Genomic DNA, 17,370 nt, shown 5'->3' with positions numbered 1-17,370 from the left:
GGCAGTACAATGGGCGCACTTCTGCAACTGCAACCTGCCGGGCCATAACCCGGCGGCCAGGAAATCCCATGATTCGCGTTACCGAACTGGCATTACCCCTTGATCATCCGGAGGACGCCCTAAGGGCCGCCCTCCTGCAGCGCCTGCAGCTCCGCGACGCCGATCTGCTGAACTTGACCGTGTTCAAGCGCAGCTACGACGCCCGTAAGAAGAACAGCGAGATCAAATTCGTCTACATCGTCGATCTGACCGTGCAGAACGAGGCCGCAGTACTGGAACGGTTCGCGGAGGATACCCATGTGCGCCCGGCGCCGGATACCGCCTACTATCCGGTGGCGGAAGCCCCCGAGAACCTGACTGAGCGCCCGATTGTCGTCGGGCTCGGGCCCTGCGGATTGTTCGCCGCTTTGCTGCTGGCCCAGATGGGGTTCCGGCCCATTGTGCTGGAACGGGGAAAGGACGTGCGCCGCCGCACCAAGGACACCTGGGCGCTGTGGCGGAAAAAGCAGCTGTCGCCGGAATCCAATGTGCAATTCGGTGAAGGCGGCGCGGGGCTGTTCTCCGACGGCAAACTTTACAGCCAGATCAAGGACCCGAAATTCTACGGCCGCAAGGTGATGGCTGAGTTTGTGAAAGCCGGTGCCCCGGAGGAGATCCTGTTCGTCAGCAAACCCCACATCGGCACCTTCCGGCTGACCGGCGTGGTGTCCCGCATGCGCGACGAAATCATCACGCTGGGTGGCGAAATCCGCTTCCAGCAGAAGGTCACCGACCTGATGGTGGAGAACGGCCAGGTTCAGGGGGTGGAACTGGCCAGTGGCGAACAGTTGCAGAGCCGCCACGTGGTGATGGCGCTGGGCCACAGCGCCCGGGATACCTTCCGTATGCTGCACCGCCGCGGTGTGTTTGTCGAAGCCAAGCCGTTTGCCATCGGTTTCCGCATCGAGCACCCGCAAAGCCTGATCGACCATGCCCGGCTGGGCAAATACGCCGGCCATCCGGCCCTGGGCGCGGCGGACTACAAGCTGGTGTATCACGCCAGTAATGGCCGCGCAGTTTACAGTTTCTGCATGTGCCCGGGCGGCACCGTAGTGGCCGCCACCTCAGAACCCGGGCGGGTGGTGACCAACGGCATGAGCCAGTACTCCCGCAACGAGCGCAATGCCAACTCCGGCATTGTCGTCAATATCGAACCCAAGCAGGACTTCCCGGGCGATGCCCTGGCCGGGGTCGAACTGCAGGAACGGCTGGAAGCCAACGCCTACGTGCTCGGCGGCAGCGACTACTGCGCGCCGGCTCAACTGGTGGGGGACTTTATCGCGGGCCGGCCGTCAGACACGCTGGGTGAGGTAGAGCCCTCTTACCAACCCGGTATCCGCCTGGGGGATCTTGCGCCGTCACTGCCGCCTTACGCCATCGAGGCGATCCGCGAGGCCCTGCCGGCGTTCGGGCGCCAGATCCGTGGCTTTGACCGGGCCGACGCGCTGCTGACCGGCGTGGAAACCCGCACTTCATCTCCAGTCCGTCTCACCCGCGATCGTGAGAGCCTGCAAAGTCTGAACACCCGCGGCCTCTACCCGGCCGGTGAAGGCGCCGGTTATGCCGGCGGCATCCTGTCCGCCGGGGTGGACGGCATCAAAGTCGCCGAAGCCGTCGCCAAAGCCATCATGACGGATCTTCAGCGCAGTGAAGAGAGTCAGGGAAGCGCGCCGTGAAGCTGGACGACATCAAGAAGCTGCATCAAAAGAAATACCGCCAGGCTTTCGGCCATTTTCTGGTGGAGGGCGAACATCTGGTGCAGGAGCTGGAAAAGGCCGCAGCCGGCAACCGCCACTGGCAGCAAGCGCAGCTGTTGGTCACCAGCGCCTACCAGGACTGGCCAGGCTCCTTGCCACGGCAGGTGATCAGCGACCGGCACATGACGCAACTGGCGGACACCAAAACCCCCCAGGGCATCCTCGCGGTGGTGCCCCTGCCGCCACCTGCGGGCACCGGCGAAACGCTCGCGGAGAAAGCCATCTACCTGCATGAGGTTCAGGACCCCGGCAACCTGGGCACCATTCTGCGCACCCTGGCCTGGTTTGGCGGATTCCGTTGCCTGCTCAGCCCCGGCAGCGTCGATCCCTACAACCCGAAAGTGGTGCGTGCCAGCATGGGGGCCATTTTCCATGTACCGGTGGAGACCGACGTCAGCCTGGACACCCTGGCCAGCCGTTACGCCCGGATCGCTTGCCTCGATATCGGCGGTGACGCGATCACCAGCGCGGAATTCCAGAGCCACGACTGCTACCTGTTCGGCAATGAAGCCCGCGGTGTTCCCGGCGAATCGCTCACAGAACTTGGCGCCCGCCGTTTCACCATCCCCGGCGCTGCCGCCATTGAGTCGCTGAACCTGGCATCTGCCGTCAACATGGCGGTGTATGAGCTGAACCGGGGATAAACCACCCTCAGACCGGCTCCAGCATCGAAAAATCCACTTCGTCCATGGAGTTGGCCAGGTAGTCCAGCAACGCCCTCACCGCCGGCAACAGCCCACGCCGCGAGGGGAACACCGCGTGGAGAATCCCGCCTCTGGGCTGCCATCCGGGCAGAACGTTGATCAGCCGCCCCTCCACCAGATCCCGCCCCCCGACAATCAGGGGCATGCGGACCACGCCCAGGCCTTCGAGCGCCGCCTGCCGCAGGGTGAAGACATCGTCGGTCACCAGCCTCGGCGAGTGGTGTACCTGGGCAACCGCACTGTCCGGACCGTCCAGACACCAAACGTGTTTCCCGTCCGGCTGTTCAAAATCCAGGCTGGGCAGGTTAGCCAGGTCCGCGGGGCTTTCCGGTTTGGCGCGGTGATCGAAAAAGTCCCGGGATGCCATCAGGCATTGCGGGCTCTTTGACAGCACTTTCATGGTCAGCCCGCTGTCTTCCAGGGGCGGGAAACGAATCCGTAGCGCCAGGTCAAGACCCTCCTTGAGCACATCGACGCGACGGCTGGTGGCATCAATTTCGACTTTGACCTCGGGGTACTCCGCCATAAACCGTACCAACAGCTGACCCACGTGAAAGTAGATCAGCCCCGGCGGACAACTCAGTTTCACCACCCCCCGGGGCTCGGCCCGGGCCTGGTCGATTACCTCCTGCGCAGCCTCCGCCTCGGTCAGCATGGCCACACAATGGCGATAGTAGTCCTGCCCCAGCTCGGTGACGGTGAACCGCCTCGTGGAACGGTTCACCAGCCGGGTGTCCAGGCGATCCTCCAATACCGCCAGCCGGCGGCTCAGCTTGGATTTCGGCACTCCCAGCGCTCTGCCGGCGGGAGCAAAGCCGCCGTGATTGACCACCTGCACGAAGTAATAGAGGTCGTTGAGATCCTGCATGGTTCATCGTCCTGAAAATAGAACACTGAGTATAGATTTTACCGGCTACCCGGGCCAGAGCTCCCCATCTATGCTGAATATAGAACATCGGCGCAGCGTCGACGGATCTGGATGGGAGATCGCAATGAAAAAGATTCTGGCAACCTACAGCCCGCCCCGTGGTCACTGGGTGGGAAACGGATTTCCGGTGCGCTCGCTGTTCTCCTACGACCGCATGGGCGCCGGCAACATCAGCCCCTTCCTGTTGCTCGACTACGCCGGACCGGCGCACTTCACGCCGGCAAGCCACCGGCGTGGCGTCGGCCAGCATCCCCACAAGGGCTTTGAAACCGTCACCCTGGTTTACCAGGGCGAGCTGGAGCATCGCGACTCCACCGGCAGTGGCGGGCTGATTGCTGAGGGCGATGTGCAATGGATGACCGCCGGCGCGGGCATCGTGCACGAGGAGTTTCACTCGCCCGCCTTCACCGAGCGCGGCGGTGCCCTGGAAATGGTCCAGCTCTGGGTCAACCTGCCGGCCCGTGACAAGAATGCCAAGCCGGCGTATCAGACCCTGTTGGACCGGGATATTCCGAGGATTTCCCTGGAGCACCTGAATGGCGAGTTGAGAGTTATCGCCGGTGACTATCTGGGCCACCGCGGCCCCGCCCGAACCTTCACATCGCTCAACGTCTGGGATGTCGCCCTGGAGGCCGGCGCCGAAACCTCGCTGGCTTTGCCGGAAGGCGACACGGCGTTTCTGGCGGTGCTCAAGGGCACGATTCAGGTCAACGGAACCACGGTTCTTCGCGACGCCGAACTGGTCAGTTTTGACCGACAAGGCACCGACATCCAGCTGATGGCCAACAACAGTGCCCGGCTCCTGGTGCTCAGTGGCGAACCGATCAACGAACCGGTTGTGGGGCATGGCCCCTTTGTCATGAACACAGCCGGTGAGATTCAGGAAGCCATCCGTGACTTCCAGAACGGCAGGTTTGGCGCTCTGGAGCAACGGTAACCGCGAAACCTGCTGGCAAGACCCCGGCAGCTTCTGCCGGGCACCTCAACATGACCGTAATAAAGGAGAGTAAACATGGCGTTCAAATACAACCGACTGAACAAGGACGATGTCGCACTGCTGATGGTCGATCACCAGTCCGGCCTGTTGTCACTGGTGCGGGATTTCTCGCCGGATGACTTCAAGAACAACGTGCTGGCGCTGGCAGACATTGCCAAGTTCTTTGACATCCCGACCATTCTGACCACCAGTTTCGAAGATGGCCCGAATGGCCCGATGGTGCCGGAACTGAAGGAGATGTTCCCCGATGCGCCTTATTTCGCCCGCCCGGGCCAGATCAATGCGTGGGACAACGAAGAGTTTGTCAACGCCGTCAAGGCAACAGGCAAGAAACAGCTGCTGATTGCCGGGGTGGTGACCGACGTGTGCGTGGCCTTCCCGACCCTGTCTGCATTGGAAGAAGGCTACGAAGTCTTCGTGGTGACCGATGCCTCCGGTACCTTCAACCTGACCACACGGGACGCCGCATGGAGCCGCATGGAGCAGGCCGGTGCCCAGCTGATGAACTGGTTCAATGTCGGCTGTGAACTGCACCGCGACTGGCGCAATGACATCGAGGGCTTTGGCGGCATCCTGGCCAAGCACCTGCCCCACTACGCCAACCTGATTCAAAGCTATACCGCTCAGAAGGGCTGATACTCGGTCATCCTGTCCACATTCCCGGTGGGCAGGATGACCGTAATACCTCCCGCCCCCAACCTTCCTGCTGTCACAAAACAGTCATTCCACGCCGCTAGGCTTGTGCGATATTCATGGCGCTGGCAACTCATCAAGCCTGCCTCGCTCCCTGACGTCTGGAAGCCCTCATGCGCATAACCTTTCTCGGCACCGGTGCCGCCGGTGGCGTACCGCTTTACGGCTGCAGGTGCGAAGCCTGTACGCTGGCCACGGAGAATCCGGCCCTCAGACGGGCGCCTTGCTCCGCCCTGATCGAGACAGGCGACACCCGCATTCTCATTGATGGCGGCCTGATGGATCTGCACACCCGCTTCGCCCCGGGTGAACTGGACGCCATCCTGCTGACCCACTTTCACCCGGATCATGTGCAGGGGCTGTTTCACCTGCGCTGGGGCAAAGGCCCACGGATTCCGGTACTCATCCCTCCCGACCCCGACGGCTGTGCCGACCTGTTCCGGCATCCCGGCATTCTGGATTTCCAGCCTCAAACCGCGGGCCGGTACCACCTTTCCACTGGACCTTGCCCTGGCCGCCAACGATGCCAGTCTCATTGCCAATGGCATAACAACGTTTTACTACAGCATCACCGATGGGTTCGAGCCGGGCCCCCGCAGCCGCGACACTGTGCGCGAGCTCCTGCTCGCACTCGAGGCACTGTCGCCGCGATTCAGCTGTCAGGCACGGGTGCACATTCGTCATGAACGGGTAAACACCGAGCTTCACGAAGAACTGATGGGCTGGCTGGCAGACGGGCGCGTCCATATGCTGTCGCTGAACGACCACTTACCCGAGCTGGACAACCCTGCCGCCACCGAGCGTTACCTGGCAGGACTGCGGCGCCGGGTCACCATGGACGCCGCTGAAACCCAACGGTTTCTCGAGGGCCTGCAGAATCGGAGAGACCTTGGTGACCGGCAGACCGGAGAGCTGGCGCGGCAGGCACGGCAAGCCGGAGTCAGCCTGTCGTCCCATGATGATCACGGGCTCGACGATGTAGAGCGTAATCGCGTGCTCGGCACCTCCATTGCGGAGTTCCCCATGGATGCAGAAACCGCGAGCGCCAGCCGGGAAGCCGGCGTTGCCGTACTCATGGGCGCGCCCAACCTGGTGCGCGGGGGCTCCCATGTCGGGGCCATCAGTGTGCGGGATGCCATTACCGGGAATCTGGTGGACATTCTGTGCAGCGATTACCACTACCCCAGCCTGTTCCGCGCACCGTTTGTCGCGGCGGAGCACGACCTGCTGCCGCTGGAGGAGGCCTGGAAGATGGTCAGCGAGAACCCTGCAAAAGCCGCCGGCCTTGGCGCCAGCAAGGGGCAGATCGCCCCCGGCTTCGACGCCGACCTGCTGCTGTTGAGCGAACTCGACGGCTCACCGCTCTCGCTGCAGTCCACGCTGGTGGGTGGCAGGCTGGTGTTCCGCAGGGGATGATGCGGTCGCCGGGGGCCAGACGCATGGCAACCGGCGACGTGAGGCCTGCGGCTATTACTCGCTGCGGGTCAGGCTCGCCACCACGGCCGCCAGGTCGGTCATGCCTTTTTCGACCTCCTGGATACCTGTGGCCACATTGGAGATTTCGCCAGAGCTGCGGCGAGACAGGTCGGAGACACCGTCCATGCTGGAGCGCAGAGAACCGATCAGCTGGCTGTTCTTGCACACCACCGCCGAGATTTCTTCCAAGGACTGGGCGGTTTTGGCGGCCAACTGACGAACCTCGTCCGCCACCACGGCGAATCCACGGCCCATCTCTCCGGCGCGGGCCGCCTCGATGGCCGCATTCAACGCCAACAGATTGGTCTGATCGGCCACCGACCGGATGGTGCTGACGATACTGCCAATCCGCTCCGCCTGGGCTTCAAGATCCCTGCTCACCTCGGCGGCGCTGGCCACCTCGGCCAGGGTCGATTCCGAGGTTTCCACCGCCACCGCCAGGGCACGGTTGGCCTCGGCTGCAATCTGCGAGGTCTCTTCCGAGGTGGACGCGGCGATTTCGGCCGCCTCCTTGGCACTGTTTACCCGTGCGGTGATGTCGGCGGCAAACTTGATGACCTTGTAGACCGTTCCGTCCGCGTCGAGCACCGGGCTGTAAGTCGCCTCCAGCCAGATACTCTTGCCGTTCTTCTCTCTACGCTCGAACTGGCCGGAGAAGCTTTCGCCGCGGGCCAGCCGGCCCCAGAAGTCCGGGTTGTCGCGATAAAAATCGTCGAAGCAGAACATCTTGTGGTGCTGGTGAAGAATCTCTTCCTTGCTGTAACCGGTGGTGGACAGGAAATTGTCGTTCGCTTCCAGTATCTCGCCGTCCGGGGTGAACTTGATCACCGCCATGTAACGGTCGATGGCGGTCAGCATCGCAGTGTCGTCAGCGACCCTGTCCTGCGCGGCGGTGGCATCCCAGGCGATCTTGACCACCTTACAGATGTTGCCGTCCTCACCGGTGACCGGGAAATAGGTGGCCTCCAGCCAGACCCGGCGACCGTCTTTGGCATAGCGGGGGAAGGTGCCCTGTTGTGGCGTACCGCGCCCCAGCTCTTCCCAGAAACGCAGGTATTCGGGGGAGGCGGCATAGCGGGAATCACACAGTGCGCGGTGATGTTTGCCAACAACCTCCTCGCGCTGATAACCCACCAGTGCCAGCAGATTGTCGTTCGCAGCCTCCACAATCCCGGAACGGCTGAACTCGATGTACCCAACCTGAGCGCTGATGGCGTCGAGGATCTGGCGCATCCTGGTGTAATCGTTACGTGAGATTTCAAGTTCTTGCGTCAGTTCTGCAATGCGGTGGCGGCCAAACATGTTGCCTTCCCCTGTGTATTATTTGAGCGGTCCATAACTTTGAGTATAGTCAGCCCACCCGAAAAACAGCGTAGAAAAAAGTATGTTTAGGGAAACGATTTGTAAGCAAAGACGACAGTTTGGGAAAGCACTTACTGGATAGGTACGCGACCGCCACCCGCCCGGAAGAACCCCAAATCCTGTAGTGGAAGCTCGAGCACCGAGTCGTCCAGAATGATCGGCACGGAACGCTCCTTCGGGATCACCGTGGCCGAAAAGCCATTCAGCACCGGGGATTCAATATCGAGATCAAGGTCCAGCGTGGTGGTCAGTTTCGTGTCCACCGACGGCGTGACCACCTGATCGATCGCCGCCAGCACCTGGCCACTGAACTGCAATTGCACCATGGTCTCCACCGGCACCAGAATGTCTACCGGCAAAGCGAAGCGCACCGGCAATACGCCCTTGACCGGCAGTTCCGGCAGCCAGGAATAGATCATGCCGGTGTCGGCAGACACTGCCAGGTCGGTCTCCACCATCAACGTATCGCGGTAGCGGATATCCATCCGCAGGGGCACCCAGGTATCCAGTTCGAGGTGAGTTCGGTACTGCCCTTTCAGCGGCAGTGGAAGGGCTTCGTGACGAAAAGGCACCTCCACATCCACCCGGCCCAGTAACGTCAGCTCGGCGTTCTGATCGGTGTGGGCATCCACGCGCAGCTCGGCCGGCAGCCGCAGCAATGCAAACTGATCGGTCAGCGACACCCCGATGACCACCCGGGTGTACAACAAAAAGCCACCCGCAAGTCCCAGCACAACGATCAACAGAAACAGCCAGCCGAACAGGATCCAGCGCCCGAGGGTACTCATGGAGCGGTGGGCTCTGACGTCGGCTCAATCTCCGCTCCGGGCGCGGTGGGTTCGCCACTGTCAGACTCCGGGCCTTCTTTCGGTGCCCAGGACAGGCCAATCTCCCGAATCGGCAGTTCCAGGTCCATTTCCGCCAGCAGGGCGTCCGCCGGTTCGAGGATGGTCGCGTAGGCGTTGATGCGAGAGCGCACGGGCACCGACATGCGGGTTTTCAGGGGGATGTCCGTGGCAATGTCCACTTTGAGCGGCACCTCCAGTGAGTCCAGCAACTCCACCTGGGCCGGCGCGGTGAACTTGAGATCGACCATCTGGTCAATCTCGATCTCCTCGTTCAGCGGAATAGTCGCTTTCACCGGCAGTTCGCCCCGCAGTGGCAACTCGAACCACTGGCCCAGTGCTTTGACCTCCACCTCGCCATCCACCGCGATGGTCTGGTCCAGCAGGATATTCTGGCGCAACGGCACCACCATGCGGATCGGCACGGCACTGTCAAAGGTCACGGACACGTTCAGGGTATCCCGGATCGGCAGGGTCAGGGTCTGGTCGATCGGCACCGTGGTGGACAGCACCGTGTCCAGCTCAATGTCGAGGCTGTCGAGAATATCGATGCCGACGGCCATAGGCTCGGGAATCGCCACCTTGGCCTGCTGGTTACGCAGTAACAATTCGGCACCCAGGTTTTTCCACAGCCAGAAGGCGCCCAGGGCACCCAGCACCAGCGCCAGAGTCAGCACGGTTCCAGCGATGGCCAGCCATGTCTTGCGAATCGTGATCTGTATGGGCATAGCGGTTTCCCCGGGCCAGCGCTGTTATCCGAACATGAAGGTCAGCTGGAACAGCCCCACCAGACAACCCAGCGCCGCACCGACGGCAATCAGTATCCACTCGTCCTGCTCGAAAGCCGGTCGGAGCATCCCTTCGAACTCGGTGGGTTTCAGGCTCTGCAGCCGGGTCGAGAGAGTGTGCTCAAGGTCGAGGGCCTCATCGGCGTAGTCTTCAATGTGTTTCAGGGTCGCCGGTAAACGCTGGATCAGCCGCTTCACCGCACTGGCCTTCATGTCCCGGTAGGTCTGGGTGCCCACCGCGAAGGTCACAAACGGTTTGGCCAGGTTGGTCTGCTCATCAACCGCACGCTGCACGTGCCGCCCGATCATATCGAACACCTTGTCGGCGTAGGGTCCTTTCAGAATACCCTCGATGATGTTGGCCGGCGTCAGCACGTAGGATGACACCAGGCGGCCGTAGTCGCTGGCCACCTCATTCTGGCGTTTCATGAACAGACCCTGGATATTGAACGGCCCGATACGCATCAGCTCCTTGGGATTGAAGATCATCTGCAGGGCAATGGCGTTGGTGGCGTAACCCACCAGCAGGCCGAACGCCGGCAACAGCCAGCCCTGCTGGAAAAACAGCCACACCGCCATCTGCACCAGACCGAACAGGAAGCCGAAATACAGGCCCGAACGCCCGATGAAGCGGAACTCCGTTGCCCCCACCTCCTGGAAGATCTTGTTCAGCAGAGCCTTGTCGCGACTGAGGTTGGTCACCACCATGTCTTCCAGGTCGTACATCTGGGAAATGTTGACCTTGAGCTGGGCCATGATGTCATTGATCAGTTGTGGCGCATCACGTTTGACCCGCTTGTAGATCTGCCGCTTAACCACTTCCGGCAGCGACTCCCACAGCCTGGGCTCGTACTCCAGCATCACCTGATCGACAATTTCCTCGATCATGCCGTTCAGTGCCGGTTCCAGGGCGCTGGCCACCTTGTCGGCATCGAGGCGGGAGAAAATCTCCTCCTGGGTGATCAGGTGCGTGGTGATGGTCTCCACGGAAATCGCCGCCATCTTGGCCGCCCGCCGGGGAATGATGCCCTGCCACCCCAGGAACGGAGGCTTGCCCACGAACTCCAGCGGCTGGAACATCATCTTGATGGCGATGACGTTGGTGACGTACCCCACCGCCCCGCTGATCACCGGCATCGACAGATACAGCCAGAGGTTTGACACGAAGTCATTTACTACCGCTTCCATACATACTTCCAGTCGTTGTTGTTTGCCCGTCTGGGCCGGTGTCTAGTCGCTGTCGCGGCAGTCGAGGGCTTTCGCCCAGAGAGTCTTGCCCAGATCGGAGATTGCGAAGGACAGGCGCTGAAACCGCACCTTCGCGCCGGCCTGGCGCTCCATATCGGCGGCCAGCGCCCGCACGGCGAGGCCGTTCTCGATGCTTTCGTAGTTGCGTTCGAGGGTTTTCACCACCGGTCCTGTGTCCAGCAGGCCCAGTTGGATCATGTGGTTGAGGTAGTGGGGTGCCCACTGCGCCAGCATCAGCCCGGACTCCTGGCCTATCCGGCTCAGATGGCCCCGCAAGCGATAGCCGGGTTTGCCCATGCGACCGGCCACATCCAGATGACACATGGCATGGGGCCCCTCATCGGACACCAGCGCCAGCACCCGTAACTCGTCCGGCACCAATTGCTGCACGATGGTGCGGATAAGGTCCTCGGTGGCGGACTCTCGGGTCTGGTAAATCGAGCGCTGATGAAGATCCCGGAGCATGCCAGCGGTGTCTGCGCCGATCAGGGTTGGCAGGGTGTCGGCGCTGTCGTCGTGGGATTGCGACGGTGTCCCATCAAGGCGTTGCAGGCGATGGCTGAGCGCCAGAAGTAGCTGGTTCTCGACCCCGGAGGCAACCGCCGCTGCCCGTTGCACCGGGGGCAACTCTCCGAGCACGGATCGCAGGCGGTAAAGAGTCCCGCTGCGGGGCACCAGGGGTGCCGGTAATGCTGACGTAAGCTTTCGCTTGTCCATTGCGCTCGCCTGACAATCTTGTTGTTATGTTGCTGACAATTTACGTGACATATGTCACATTTTTAAAATAAAGTTGCAAGAGCAAATTAACAAGAACAAGCGAAAAAAGGCTCACCATGACACCTGCCGCGAACCTGCCCGACATTCTCGACACTCTGCCCGATGAACTGGCCGGCGCCATCCGCGACGGAGCCGACAGCGCCGTGGCCCGCCATCGTCAGGACATTGCCAGCGAACTGGCGGCCGCACGCCTCAGGCTGCCCTTGCCGTCACGGCTGGTATTCAGCATGGCGACTGGCAAACCCGACACGGCAGAGGGTGACGCGTGATGACGATTTCCTCACTGCAGACCCTCGCCGAGCTCGAGAAACTCGAGGCCCTGATCGGCGAACTGCCCGCTCCCACCCGAGAGTTGGCGGATGCCTGCCAACCCGGTCAGATTCGCCAGACCCGTGACGCCATTCTGGATGAGCTGCACCGCTCTGCAGCCCCCACCTTCGGCCGCCTTGGCCGTCTGGTCAGCGCATTACCGACAAAGCGTTCCGCGGCATTGGCGGAGCATTGCGGGGCAACGGTCGCAGCCGGCACGCTGCCGTTTGTTGACGCGCTGAAGGTAGGAAAAATTGCCCGTCGTCTGCCGGTGGCATTCCTCACCGAGATCACGCTGATTTCAGATCCGAGGGCGCTGCGCGGCCTGATCAGGCACATTCCCGCCGAACAGCTGACCGGAGTGGCGGTAGCGCTTATTGAGCAACGGCAATACGTGCGGGCGGGCCAATTGGCGGACGCGCTGCCAGCGGCGGTCATTCGTCAGGTACTGGCACTGGTCAGCGACGATGCCGCCCTGCTGCGCACCATTTTCTACATGGACGAGCCCGAAAAACTCGGGGACATCATCCGTCTGATTGATAACGATCGGCTCAACCGCATCATTCTCTCGGGGCTTGGGAACCCGGACACCTGGCCGATCCTGATCTGGGTGATCGACCAGGTGGGACGGGACATCAAAAGCCGGATCACCAACCTGATCGTGGAGCGTGACCCGGGCACCCTCAACGAACTGATCAATGTCGCCAATGCTCACGCCTGGTGGGGGCCGATCCTGCGCTCTCTGGACACCATCAAGGAACGCCATCAGCGTTCACTGGTGCATCTGCAGGCATTGCGGGACGAGCAGGTTCTGGAAGGCCTGATGAAGGCCGCCCATGACGAGGGGCTGATGGCCAATACCCTGCCCCTGATCGCCGCGATGAACAGCGATTTGCAGGCTTTCGTGGCCAAAGTGGGGTTGCGACAGGGTGCCGATATCCTGGAATCGTTTATCCGCGACGCGGTGCGGCAAGAACACGCCGATCTGGTACTCACTCTGATTGGCAGAATGTCGGACGAGGAACTCCGGGAACTGACCACCCTCGACGTTTTCACCGACAACATCATTCTGCGGGCCATGGTGGCATCGGGCATAACCACCGGGCAGATTCGGGTGCTGATCCGCTTTGCACGACGACTGCCACGCAAGGGGCAGGAGTTGATCGCCAGCCTGATGGCCGCGGACCACGGTGCGCTGCTGGAACGGCTGCTCAATCGCTCGGAATTGCTCGGCAATAATGACTGGAACGAGTTGGTCACCCTGATTTCGCGGGTCCGGCTGCCGGACCAGGCCCGGGAGATCGCCGACGTGATCCGCTACCAGTCCCGCCAGGCGTCACAGGCACTGAAAACCCATGCCGAGAACATGGGCACAGATCTGCTCAAGGCGCTACGACAGTAGCGCCGTCAGCGGTCCGAGCACCAGCACACTGAGCTCTTTCGGTTCGTTACAGCAGCCCGTTGATTTCCCGCCACAACCGGCGGTAGGCGTCGGCGGCAACCGAGTGTGGCGCCAGCAATTCCACCGGCACCCCCTGTTCACCCATGCGCTCCACCACGCTGGCGTTGGGGATAATGGTGTTCAGGCTAGCCGGCAAGTGTCGCTCCTGATCATCAATCAGTTCCCGATGCAGGCTCTTGCGTCGGTCCGCCATGGCGTAGAACGGGCGCAACCGCGAGGGTTTGATTTTGTGATCTTTGGCAAAGGTCCGCAGTTGCTCCCAGCTGTTCAGGGATAGCCAGGTGGGAATGACCGGCACGAACACCCGGTCAGCCGCTTTCAGCACCTGCTCCGACAGCCGTGACAGCGATGGCGGGCAATCCAGCACCACCAGACTGGTCTCCTCCGACAACGGTGCCAGCCACTCCTTGATCAGGTTGACGTCGAGATTACGGAAGCTGGTGTGCGAGGGGATGAAATCCAGGTTGTCATAGCGACTTGCATGAATGAAGTCAGCGATCGGGCTTTTGCCCTTCATCAATGCCGACAACTTATGCCCCTTGATGCGATCGGCCCCGGCCAGGTACCAGCTGGAGGCGCCCTGAGGGTCCAGATCCCAGAGCAGCGTGGAATAGCCCGCCTGACTGGCAAGGTAGGCGATGTTCACTGCCGACGCGGTTTTGCCCACACCGCCCTTGAGACTGTAGAACGCGATTGTTTTCATTCTGCGGCTCCCGACCTGCAGGCATAAAAAAACCGGGGCGACCCCCGGTTAAAGCTTAGACACGATTTTCAAAACCCTACAGATCGTCCTGAAGTTTTGATCATGGCACTGAGTCGTGACAGTTTGATGACAGCACTCTCCCTTGTTACCCACCCGTCCGCGGCCTCAATAGAAAATTGCCGTACCCCTGTTCAATCACGGCCTGGGCGGATCGATCCTTCAACCCGACTCCGGACAGGTTGAGGCGACGCGCTTCATTCAGCAGATACCGCAACCGCCGGCTGGCCTCATCGACATCCAGGCCGCCAGGACGGATGTTGGAGATGCAGTTGCGGTTGGCATCGGTCAGCCCCGGTTGCGGCGCCCAGGTCAGATAGAGGCCCAGGCTGTCGGGCGAGCTCAGCCCGGGCCGCTCGCCGATCAGCACCACCACACAACGGGCATTGAGCCGCTGCGCGATGTCGTCACCGATCGCCACCCGCGCCTGGGTCACCACGCACAGAGGGGCCCGCTGCCCGCCGGCAGGCGCCAACTCAGGCAACGCCAGAAATGCCTGCAGCAGTGGCACCGCATTCTGTTGTACCGCCCGCGAGGACAGCCCATCGGCCACCACCAGCGCGAGATCTACCGGGCTTTGGTGGGTGTGCCCGGAGCGATCCAGATGTTTGCAGGATGTCGCATCAAGACGTCGGCCCAGATCCGGGCGTTGCAGGTACGTGACCCGGTCCGCCGCCTCACTGTGCAGCAAAAGCGGCGGCGGCAGGCCCCAGGCCGCCGACAGGGTCGTCAGTGCTTCAAGCAACGCCCCGGTATCCAGCGGCAGGTGCACCGCGTCCCGGGCCCGCGCGTGATCCAGCTGGAATGCCAGTAACTCGCGGGTCGGCAAGCTGGTGCCGGCACGGCCAAGACCAATCCGGGCATCGGTATAGGCCCGCAGGCGGCGCCAGGGGTTATCCGTCACCAGTTCCGGCGTTGAATCGGTCATTGGTCATCTCCTTCCGGCAGACGGGACAGGCTCGCGCTGAAGGCCTCCGGCAGGGTGTCAGCGGGCCATTGTCCGCGGCTGTCGCGGAATATCCCCATCCGTGCCAGCCATTGCTCGAACTCCGGCGCCGGGCGCTTGTTCAACACCCGCCGCAGATAGAGCGCATCGTGGAACGACGTGGTCTGGTAATTCAGCATGATGTCGTCGGAACCGGGAATGCCCATGATGAAATTGCAGCCCGCCACGCCGAGCAGGGTCAAAAGGTTGTCCATGTCATTCTGGTCGGCCTCGGCGTGATTGGTGTAGCAAATGTCACAACCCATGGGGAGACCCAGTAGCTTGCCGCAGAAATGATCCTCCAGGCCGGCGCGGGTGATTTCCCGGCCGTCGTACAGGTACTCCGGACCAATAAAGCCCACCACCGTGTTCACCAGCAACGGATCAAACTTGCGCGCCACCCCATAGGCCCGGGCCTCGCAGGTTTGCTGGTCAACACCGTGGTGCGCATTCGCTGACAGGGCGCTGCCCTGGCCGGTTTCAAAATACATCACGTTGTTGCCCACCGAACCGCGCTGCAATGACAGCGCGGCGCTTTGTGCTTCTGCCAGGGTCGCCAGGTCGAAACCGAAACTGCGATTGGTGGCCTCGGTGCCACCGATGGACTGGAACACCAGATCCACCGGTGCATTCTGTTCGATGGCCTCAAGGGTGTTGGTCACATGGGTCAGGACACAGGACTGGGTGGGAATGTCGTACTGGCGGATCACTTCGTCCATCATCTTCATCAGCCGCACACTCTGGGCCACGTTGTCGGTAGCCGGGTTGATACCGATCACCGCATCGCCGCTGCCATACAGCAGGCCATCAAGAATGCTGGCGGCAATGCCGGTGATGTCGTCGGTGGGATGATTGGGCTGCAATCGGGTCGAGAGCCGGCCCGGAGTGCCGATGGTGTTGCGAAACGCGGTGGTGACCTGGCAACGGGACGCCACCAGAATCAGATCCTGATTACGCATGATCTTGGAGACGGCGGCGGCCATTTCCGGGGTGATGCCCTGGCGGATGCCTGCGAGCGCCTCCGGTGTTGCCTGATCGCCCAACAGCCAATTACGAAAGTCACCCACCGTGAGATGGGCGATGGGCGCGAACGCATGCTTGTCGTGATCGTCCAGAATCAGTCGGGTGACCTCATCGCTTTCGTAAGGCACCAGCGCGTCATTCAGAAAGGTGTTCAGCGGCAGCTCCGCCAGCGCCATCTGCGCCACCACCCGCTCCTCCGCGGTAGACGCCATTACTCCGGCCAGGCGGTCACCGGAGCGGGCAGGTGTTGCCTTCGCCATCAACTCTGCCAGCGTCTGAAACTGCCAGGTCTGAACACCCAGGGTGTATCGGTACATGCCTCGCCCTCACTTCGCATCGTATTCTTTTTTCACGCAATGGTTATGCCACCGTCTGGTGCTATCTTGGTGTAACGGTTCTGCCCCACTCCCTTTTGATCAACAGGACATCCACCATGACTGACCAACTCGTGCTGACCTCCGTGGATGATGGCGTTCTCACCATCACCCTCAATCGCCCTGACAAGCGCAATGCCGTGGACCGCCCCACCGCCAGCGCGCTGCGCCGGGCGTTTACCGAATTCGAGGAAAACCGTGCTTTAAAAGTAGCGGTTCTTTGCGGTGCCGGTGGAAACTTTTGCGCCGGCGCGGATCTGGCAGCCTTGGACGACCCCGAGCGCCGCAACGAGATCGATCCCCACGGCACCGGCCACGGACCGATGGGCCCCACCCGCATGACACTGAGCAAACCGGTGATTGCGGCGGTCTCCGGTTATGCCGTGGCTGGGGGGCTGGAACTGGCATTGATGTGTGATCTGCGGGTGGTCGAAAAATCCGCGGTGTTCGGTGTGTTTTGCCGGCGCTGGGGCGTGCCGCTGATCGATGGTGGCACCGTACGACTGCCAAGAGTCGTCGGCCACGGCCGTGCCATGGACATGATCCTGACCGGCCGGCCGGTGCAGGCGGAGGAAGCCCTTGCCATGGGTCTGGCCAACCGGGTGGTTGATGATGGGAAGGCATTGGACAGCGCCCGGACTCTTGCCCGTGAACTGGCCGCGTTTCCCCAGCGCTGCCTGCTGGCAGACCGAGCCTCGGCCCTGCGCCAGTGGGATCTGGAACTGCACAACGCACTGGTTGCCGAGGGAGCCGCGGGGTACCCTGTAGTTTTTGAGGAGTCCATTGAAGGCGCAAAAAGGTTCAAGAACGGTGCCGGTCGTCACGGTCAGTTCTGAAACTGAC

At 61.8% G+C, this 17,370-nt stretch carries 17 protein-coding genes and 1 pseudogene; 9 read left to right on the top strand and 9 right to left on the bottom strand.

All coding sequences use genetic code 11. The annotated features are described in order from the left end of the window. Positions 1-68 precede the first annotated feature (68 nt). Positions 69-1,715: an NAD(P)/FAD-dependent oxidoreductase gene (locus tag MLC70_RS09305; RefSeq protein WP_248183318.1), complete on the top strand. Its 1,647-nt coding sequence runs from the start codon at positions 69-71 to the stop codon at positions 1,713-1,715. Next, positions 1,712-2,440: a TrmH family RNA methyltransferase gene (locus tag MLC70_RS09300; RefSeq protein ID WP_248183317.1), complete on the top strand. Its 729-nt coding sequence runs from the start codon at positions 1,712-1,714 to the stop codon at positions 2,438-2,440. Before MLC70_RS09305 ends, MLC70_RS09300 begins: the two co-directional genes overlap by 4 nt. A gap of 7 nt (positions 2,441-2,447) precedes the next feature. Here MLC70_RS09300 and MLC70_RS09295 read toward each other — a convergent pair whose 3' ends face one another. Beyond that, on the bottom strand, positions 2,448-3,368 hold the full coding sequence (locus MLC70_RS09295; protein WP_248183315.1) for a LysR substrate-binding domain-containing protein: 921 nt from the start codon (positions 3,366-3,368) through the stop codon (positions 2,448-2,450). Between the two features lie 124 nt (positions 3,369-3,492). Between MLC70_RS09295 and MLC70_RS09290 the strand changes: the two genes are divergently transcribed. From MLC70_RS09290 to MLC70_RS09275, 4 genes and pseudogenes are all read left to right on the top strand, one after another. Next, positions 3,493-4,365, top strand: coding sequence for a pirin family protein (locus MLC70_RS09290; protein WP_248183312.1), 873 nt, complete (start codon positions 3,493-3,495; stop codon positions 4,363-4,365). A gap of 75 nt (positions 4,366-4,440) precedes the next feature. Further along, on the top strand, positions 4,441-5,061 hold the full coding sequence (gene ycaC / locus MLC70_RS09285; protein ID WP_248183309.1) for an isochorismate family cysteine hydrolase YcaC: 621 nt from the start codon (positions 4,441-4,443) through the stop codon (positions 5,059-5,061). Between the two features lie 170 nt (positions 5,062-5,231). After that, positions 5,232-5,597, top strand: a pseudogene (locus tag MLC70_RS09280) (MBL fold metallo-hydrolase); the annotation flags it as partial. Beyond that, positions 5,545-6,534 (top strand): alpha-D-ribose 1-methylphosphonate 5-triphosphate diphosphatase, encoded by a 990-nt coding sequence (locus tag MLC70_RS09275; protein WP_248183308.1) that lies wholly within the window; start codon positions 5,545-5,547, stop codon positions 6,532-6,534. The pseudogene MLC70_RS09280 and the gene MLC70_RS09275, both read left to right, overlap by 53 nt. A 54-nt stretch (positions 6,535-6,588) precedes the next feature. On the opposite strand, the gene MLC70_RS18550 is transcribed toward MLC70_RS09275, so the two are convergent. From MLC70_RS18550 to MLC70_RS09245, 5 genes are all read right to left on the bottom strand, one after another. Beyond that, positions 6,589-7,896 carry a methyl-accepting chemotaxis protein gene (locus tag MLC70_RS18550; protein ID WP_282448396.1) on the bottom strand — a complete coding sequence of 436 codons (1,308 nt, stop codon included), beginning with the start codon at positions 7,894-7,896 and terminating at the stop codon, positions 6,589-6,591. A 131-nt stretch (positions 7,897-8,027) separates the two neighbouring features. Continuing rightward, entirely contained in the window at positions 8,028-8,744 is a 717-nt protein-coding gene (locus MLC70_RS09260; RefSeq protein WP_248183305.1) for a hypothetical protein, read from the bottom strand. Beyond that, a complete protein-coding gene (locus MLC70_RS09255; protein WP_248183303.1) occupies positions 8,741-9,529 on the bottom strand; it encodes a hypothetical protein in 789 nt (262 codons plus the stop codon). Before MLC70_RS09255 ends, MLC70_RS09260 begins: the two co-directional genes overlap by 4 nt. Positions 9,530-9,553: 24 nt before the next feature. Further along, positions 9,554-10,777, bottom strand: a complete 1,224-nt coding sequence (locus tag MLC70_RS09250) for a DUF445 family protein (protein ID WP_248183301.1) — start codon at positions 10,775-10,777, stop codon at positions 9,554-9,556. A gap of 42 nt (positions 10,778-10,819) precedes the next feature. Further along, the gene (locus tag MLC70_RS09245) at positions 10,820-11,554 is read right to left on the bottom strand and encodes a DUF4393 domain-containing protein (protein ID WP_248183299.1); all 735 of its coding nucleotides are present in this window, start codon (positions 11,552-11,554) and stop codon (positions 10,820-10,822) included. Between the two features lie 116 nt (positions 11,555-11,670). Here MLC70_RS09245 and MLC70_RS09240 point away from each other — a divergent pair, with 116 nt between their 5' ends. Then, the gene (locus MLC70_RS09240) at positions 11,671-11,883 is read left to right on the top strand and encodes a hypothetical protein (protein ID WP_248183297.1); all 213 of its coding nucleotides are present in this window, start codon (positions 11,671-11,673) and stop codon (positions 11,881-11,883) included. Then, a complete protein-coding gene (locus MLC70_RS09235) occupies positions 11,883-13,325 on the top strand; it encodes a hypothetical protein (protein ID WP_248183294.1) in 1,443 nt (480 codons plus the stop codon). Before MLC70_RS09240 ends, MLC70_RS09235 begins: the two co-directional genes overlap by 1 nt. 46 nt (positions 13,326-13,371) lie before the next feature. Here the strand turns inward: MLC70_RS09235 and MLC70_RS09230 are convergent, their stop codons facing one another. The 3 genes from MLC70_RS09230 to MLC70_RS09220 form a co-directional block, all read right to left on the bottom strand. Next, positions 13,372-14,088 (bottom strand): ParA family protein, encoded by a 717-nt coding sequence (locus tag MLC70_RS09230; RefSeq protein ID WP_248183292.1) that lies wholly within the window; start codon positions 14,086-14,088, stop codon positions 13,372-13,374. A 145-nt stretch (positions 14,089-14,233) separates the two neighbouring features. Beyond that, positions 14,234-15,073 (bottom strand): ethanolamine ammonia-lyase subunit EutC, encoded by an 840-nt coding sequence (gene eutC / locus MLC70_RS09225; RefSeq protein WP_248183290.1) that lies wholly within the window; start codon positions 15,071-15,073, stop codon positions 14,234-14,236. Further along, positions 15,070-16,470, bottom strand: coding sequence for an ethanolamine ammonia-lyase subunit EutB (locus MLC70_RS09220; protein ID WP_248183288.1), 1,401 nt, complete (start codon positions 16,468-16,470; stop codon positions 15,070-15,072). Before MLC70_RS09220 ends, eutC begins: the two co-directional genes overlap by 4 nt. Before the next feature lie 116 nt (positions 16,471-16,586). On the opposite strand from MLC70_RS09220, the gene MLC70_RS09215 reads away from it, so the two are divergent. Continuing rightward, the gene (locus MLC70_RS09215; RefSeq protein WP_248183286.1) at positions 16,587-17,363 is read left to right on the top strand and encodes a crotonase/enoyl-CoA hydratase family protein; all 777 of its coding nucleotides are present in this window, start codon (positions 16,587-16,589) and stop codon (positions 17,361-17,363) included. Positions 17,364-17,370 lie beyond the last annotated feature (7 nt).

Source organism: Marinobacter goseongensis (genome assembly GCF_023156235.1).
Taxonomy (GTDB): domain Bacteria; phylum Pseudomonadota; class Gammaproteobacteria; order Pseudomonadales; family Oleiphilaceae; genus Marinobacter; species Marinobacter goseongensis.
This window is presented reverse-complemented; position numbering and strand designations above follow the sequence as displayed.

Excerpts from the sequence above, each read along its gene's own strand:
- MLC70_RS09305 (WP_248183318.1), top strand. The coding sequence starts at position 69 with ATGATTCGCGTTACCGAACTGGCATTACCCCTTGATCATCCGGAGGAC.
- MLC70_RS09295 (WP_248183315.1), bottom strand. The coding sequence starts at position 3,368 with ATGCAGGATCTCAACGACCTCTATTACTTCGTGCAGGTGGTCAATCAC.
- MLC70_RS09290 (WP_248183312.1), top strand. The coding sequence starts at position 3,493 with ATGAAAAAGATTCTGGCAACCTACAGCCCGCCCCGTGGTCACTGGGTG.
- ycaC (WP_248183309.1), top strand. The coding sequence starts at position 4,441 with ATGGCGTTCAAATACAACCGACTGAACAAGGACGATGTCGCACTGCTG.
- MLC70_RS18550 (WP_282448396.1), bottom strand. The coding sequence starts at position 7,896 with ATGTTTGGCCGCCACCGCATTGCAGAACTGACGCAAGAACTTGAAATC.
- MLC70_RS09260 (WP_248183305.1), bottom strand. The coding sequence starts at position 8,744 with ATGAGTACCCTCGGGCGCTGGATCCTGTTCGGCTGGCTGTTTCTGTTG.
- MLC70_RS09255 (WP_248183303.1), bottom strand. The coding sequence starts at position 9,529 with ATGCCCATACAGATCACGATTCGCAAGACATGGCTGGCCATCGCTGGA.
- MLC70_RS09250 (WP_248183301.1), bottom strand. The coding sequence starts at position 10,777 with ATGGAAGCGGTAGTAAATGACTTCGTGTCAAACCTCTGGCTGTATCTG.
- MLC70_RS09245 (WP_248183299.1), bottom strand. The coding sequence starts at position 11,554 with ATGGACAAGCGAAAGCTTACGTCAGCATTACCGGCACCCCTGGTGCCC.
- MLC70_RS09240 (WP_248183297.1), top strand. The coding sequence starts at position 11,671 with ATGACACCTGCCGCGAACCTGCCCGACATTCTCGACACTCTGCCCGAT.
- MLC70_RS09235 (WP_248183294.1), top strand. The coding sequence starts at position 11,883 with ATGACGATTTCCTCACTGCAGACCCTCGCCGAGCTCGAGAAACTCGAG.
- MLC70_RS09230 (WP_248183292.1), bottom strand. The coding sequence starts at position 14,088 with ATGAAAACAATCGCGTTCTACAGTCTCAAGGGCGGTGTGGGCAAAACC.
- eutC (WP_248183290.1), bottom strand. The coding sequence starts at position 15,073 with ATGACCGATTCAACGCCGGAACTGGTGACGGATAACCCCTGGCGCCGC.
- MLC70_RS09220 (WP_248183288.1), bottom strand. The coding sequence starts at position 16,470 with ATGTACCGATACACCCTGGGTGTTCAGACCTGGCAGTTTCAGACGCTG.
- MLC70_RS09215 (WP_248183286.1), top strand. The coding sequence starts at position 16,587 with ATGACTGACCAACTCGTGCTGACCTCCGTGGATGATGGCGTTCTCACC.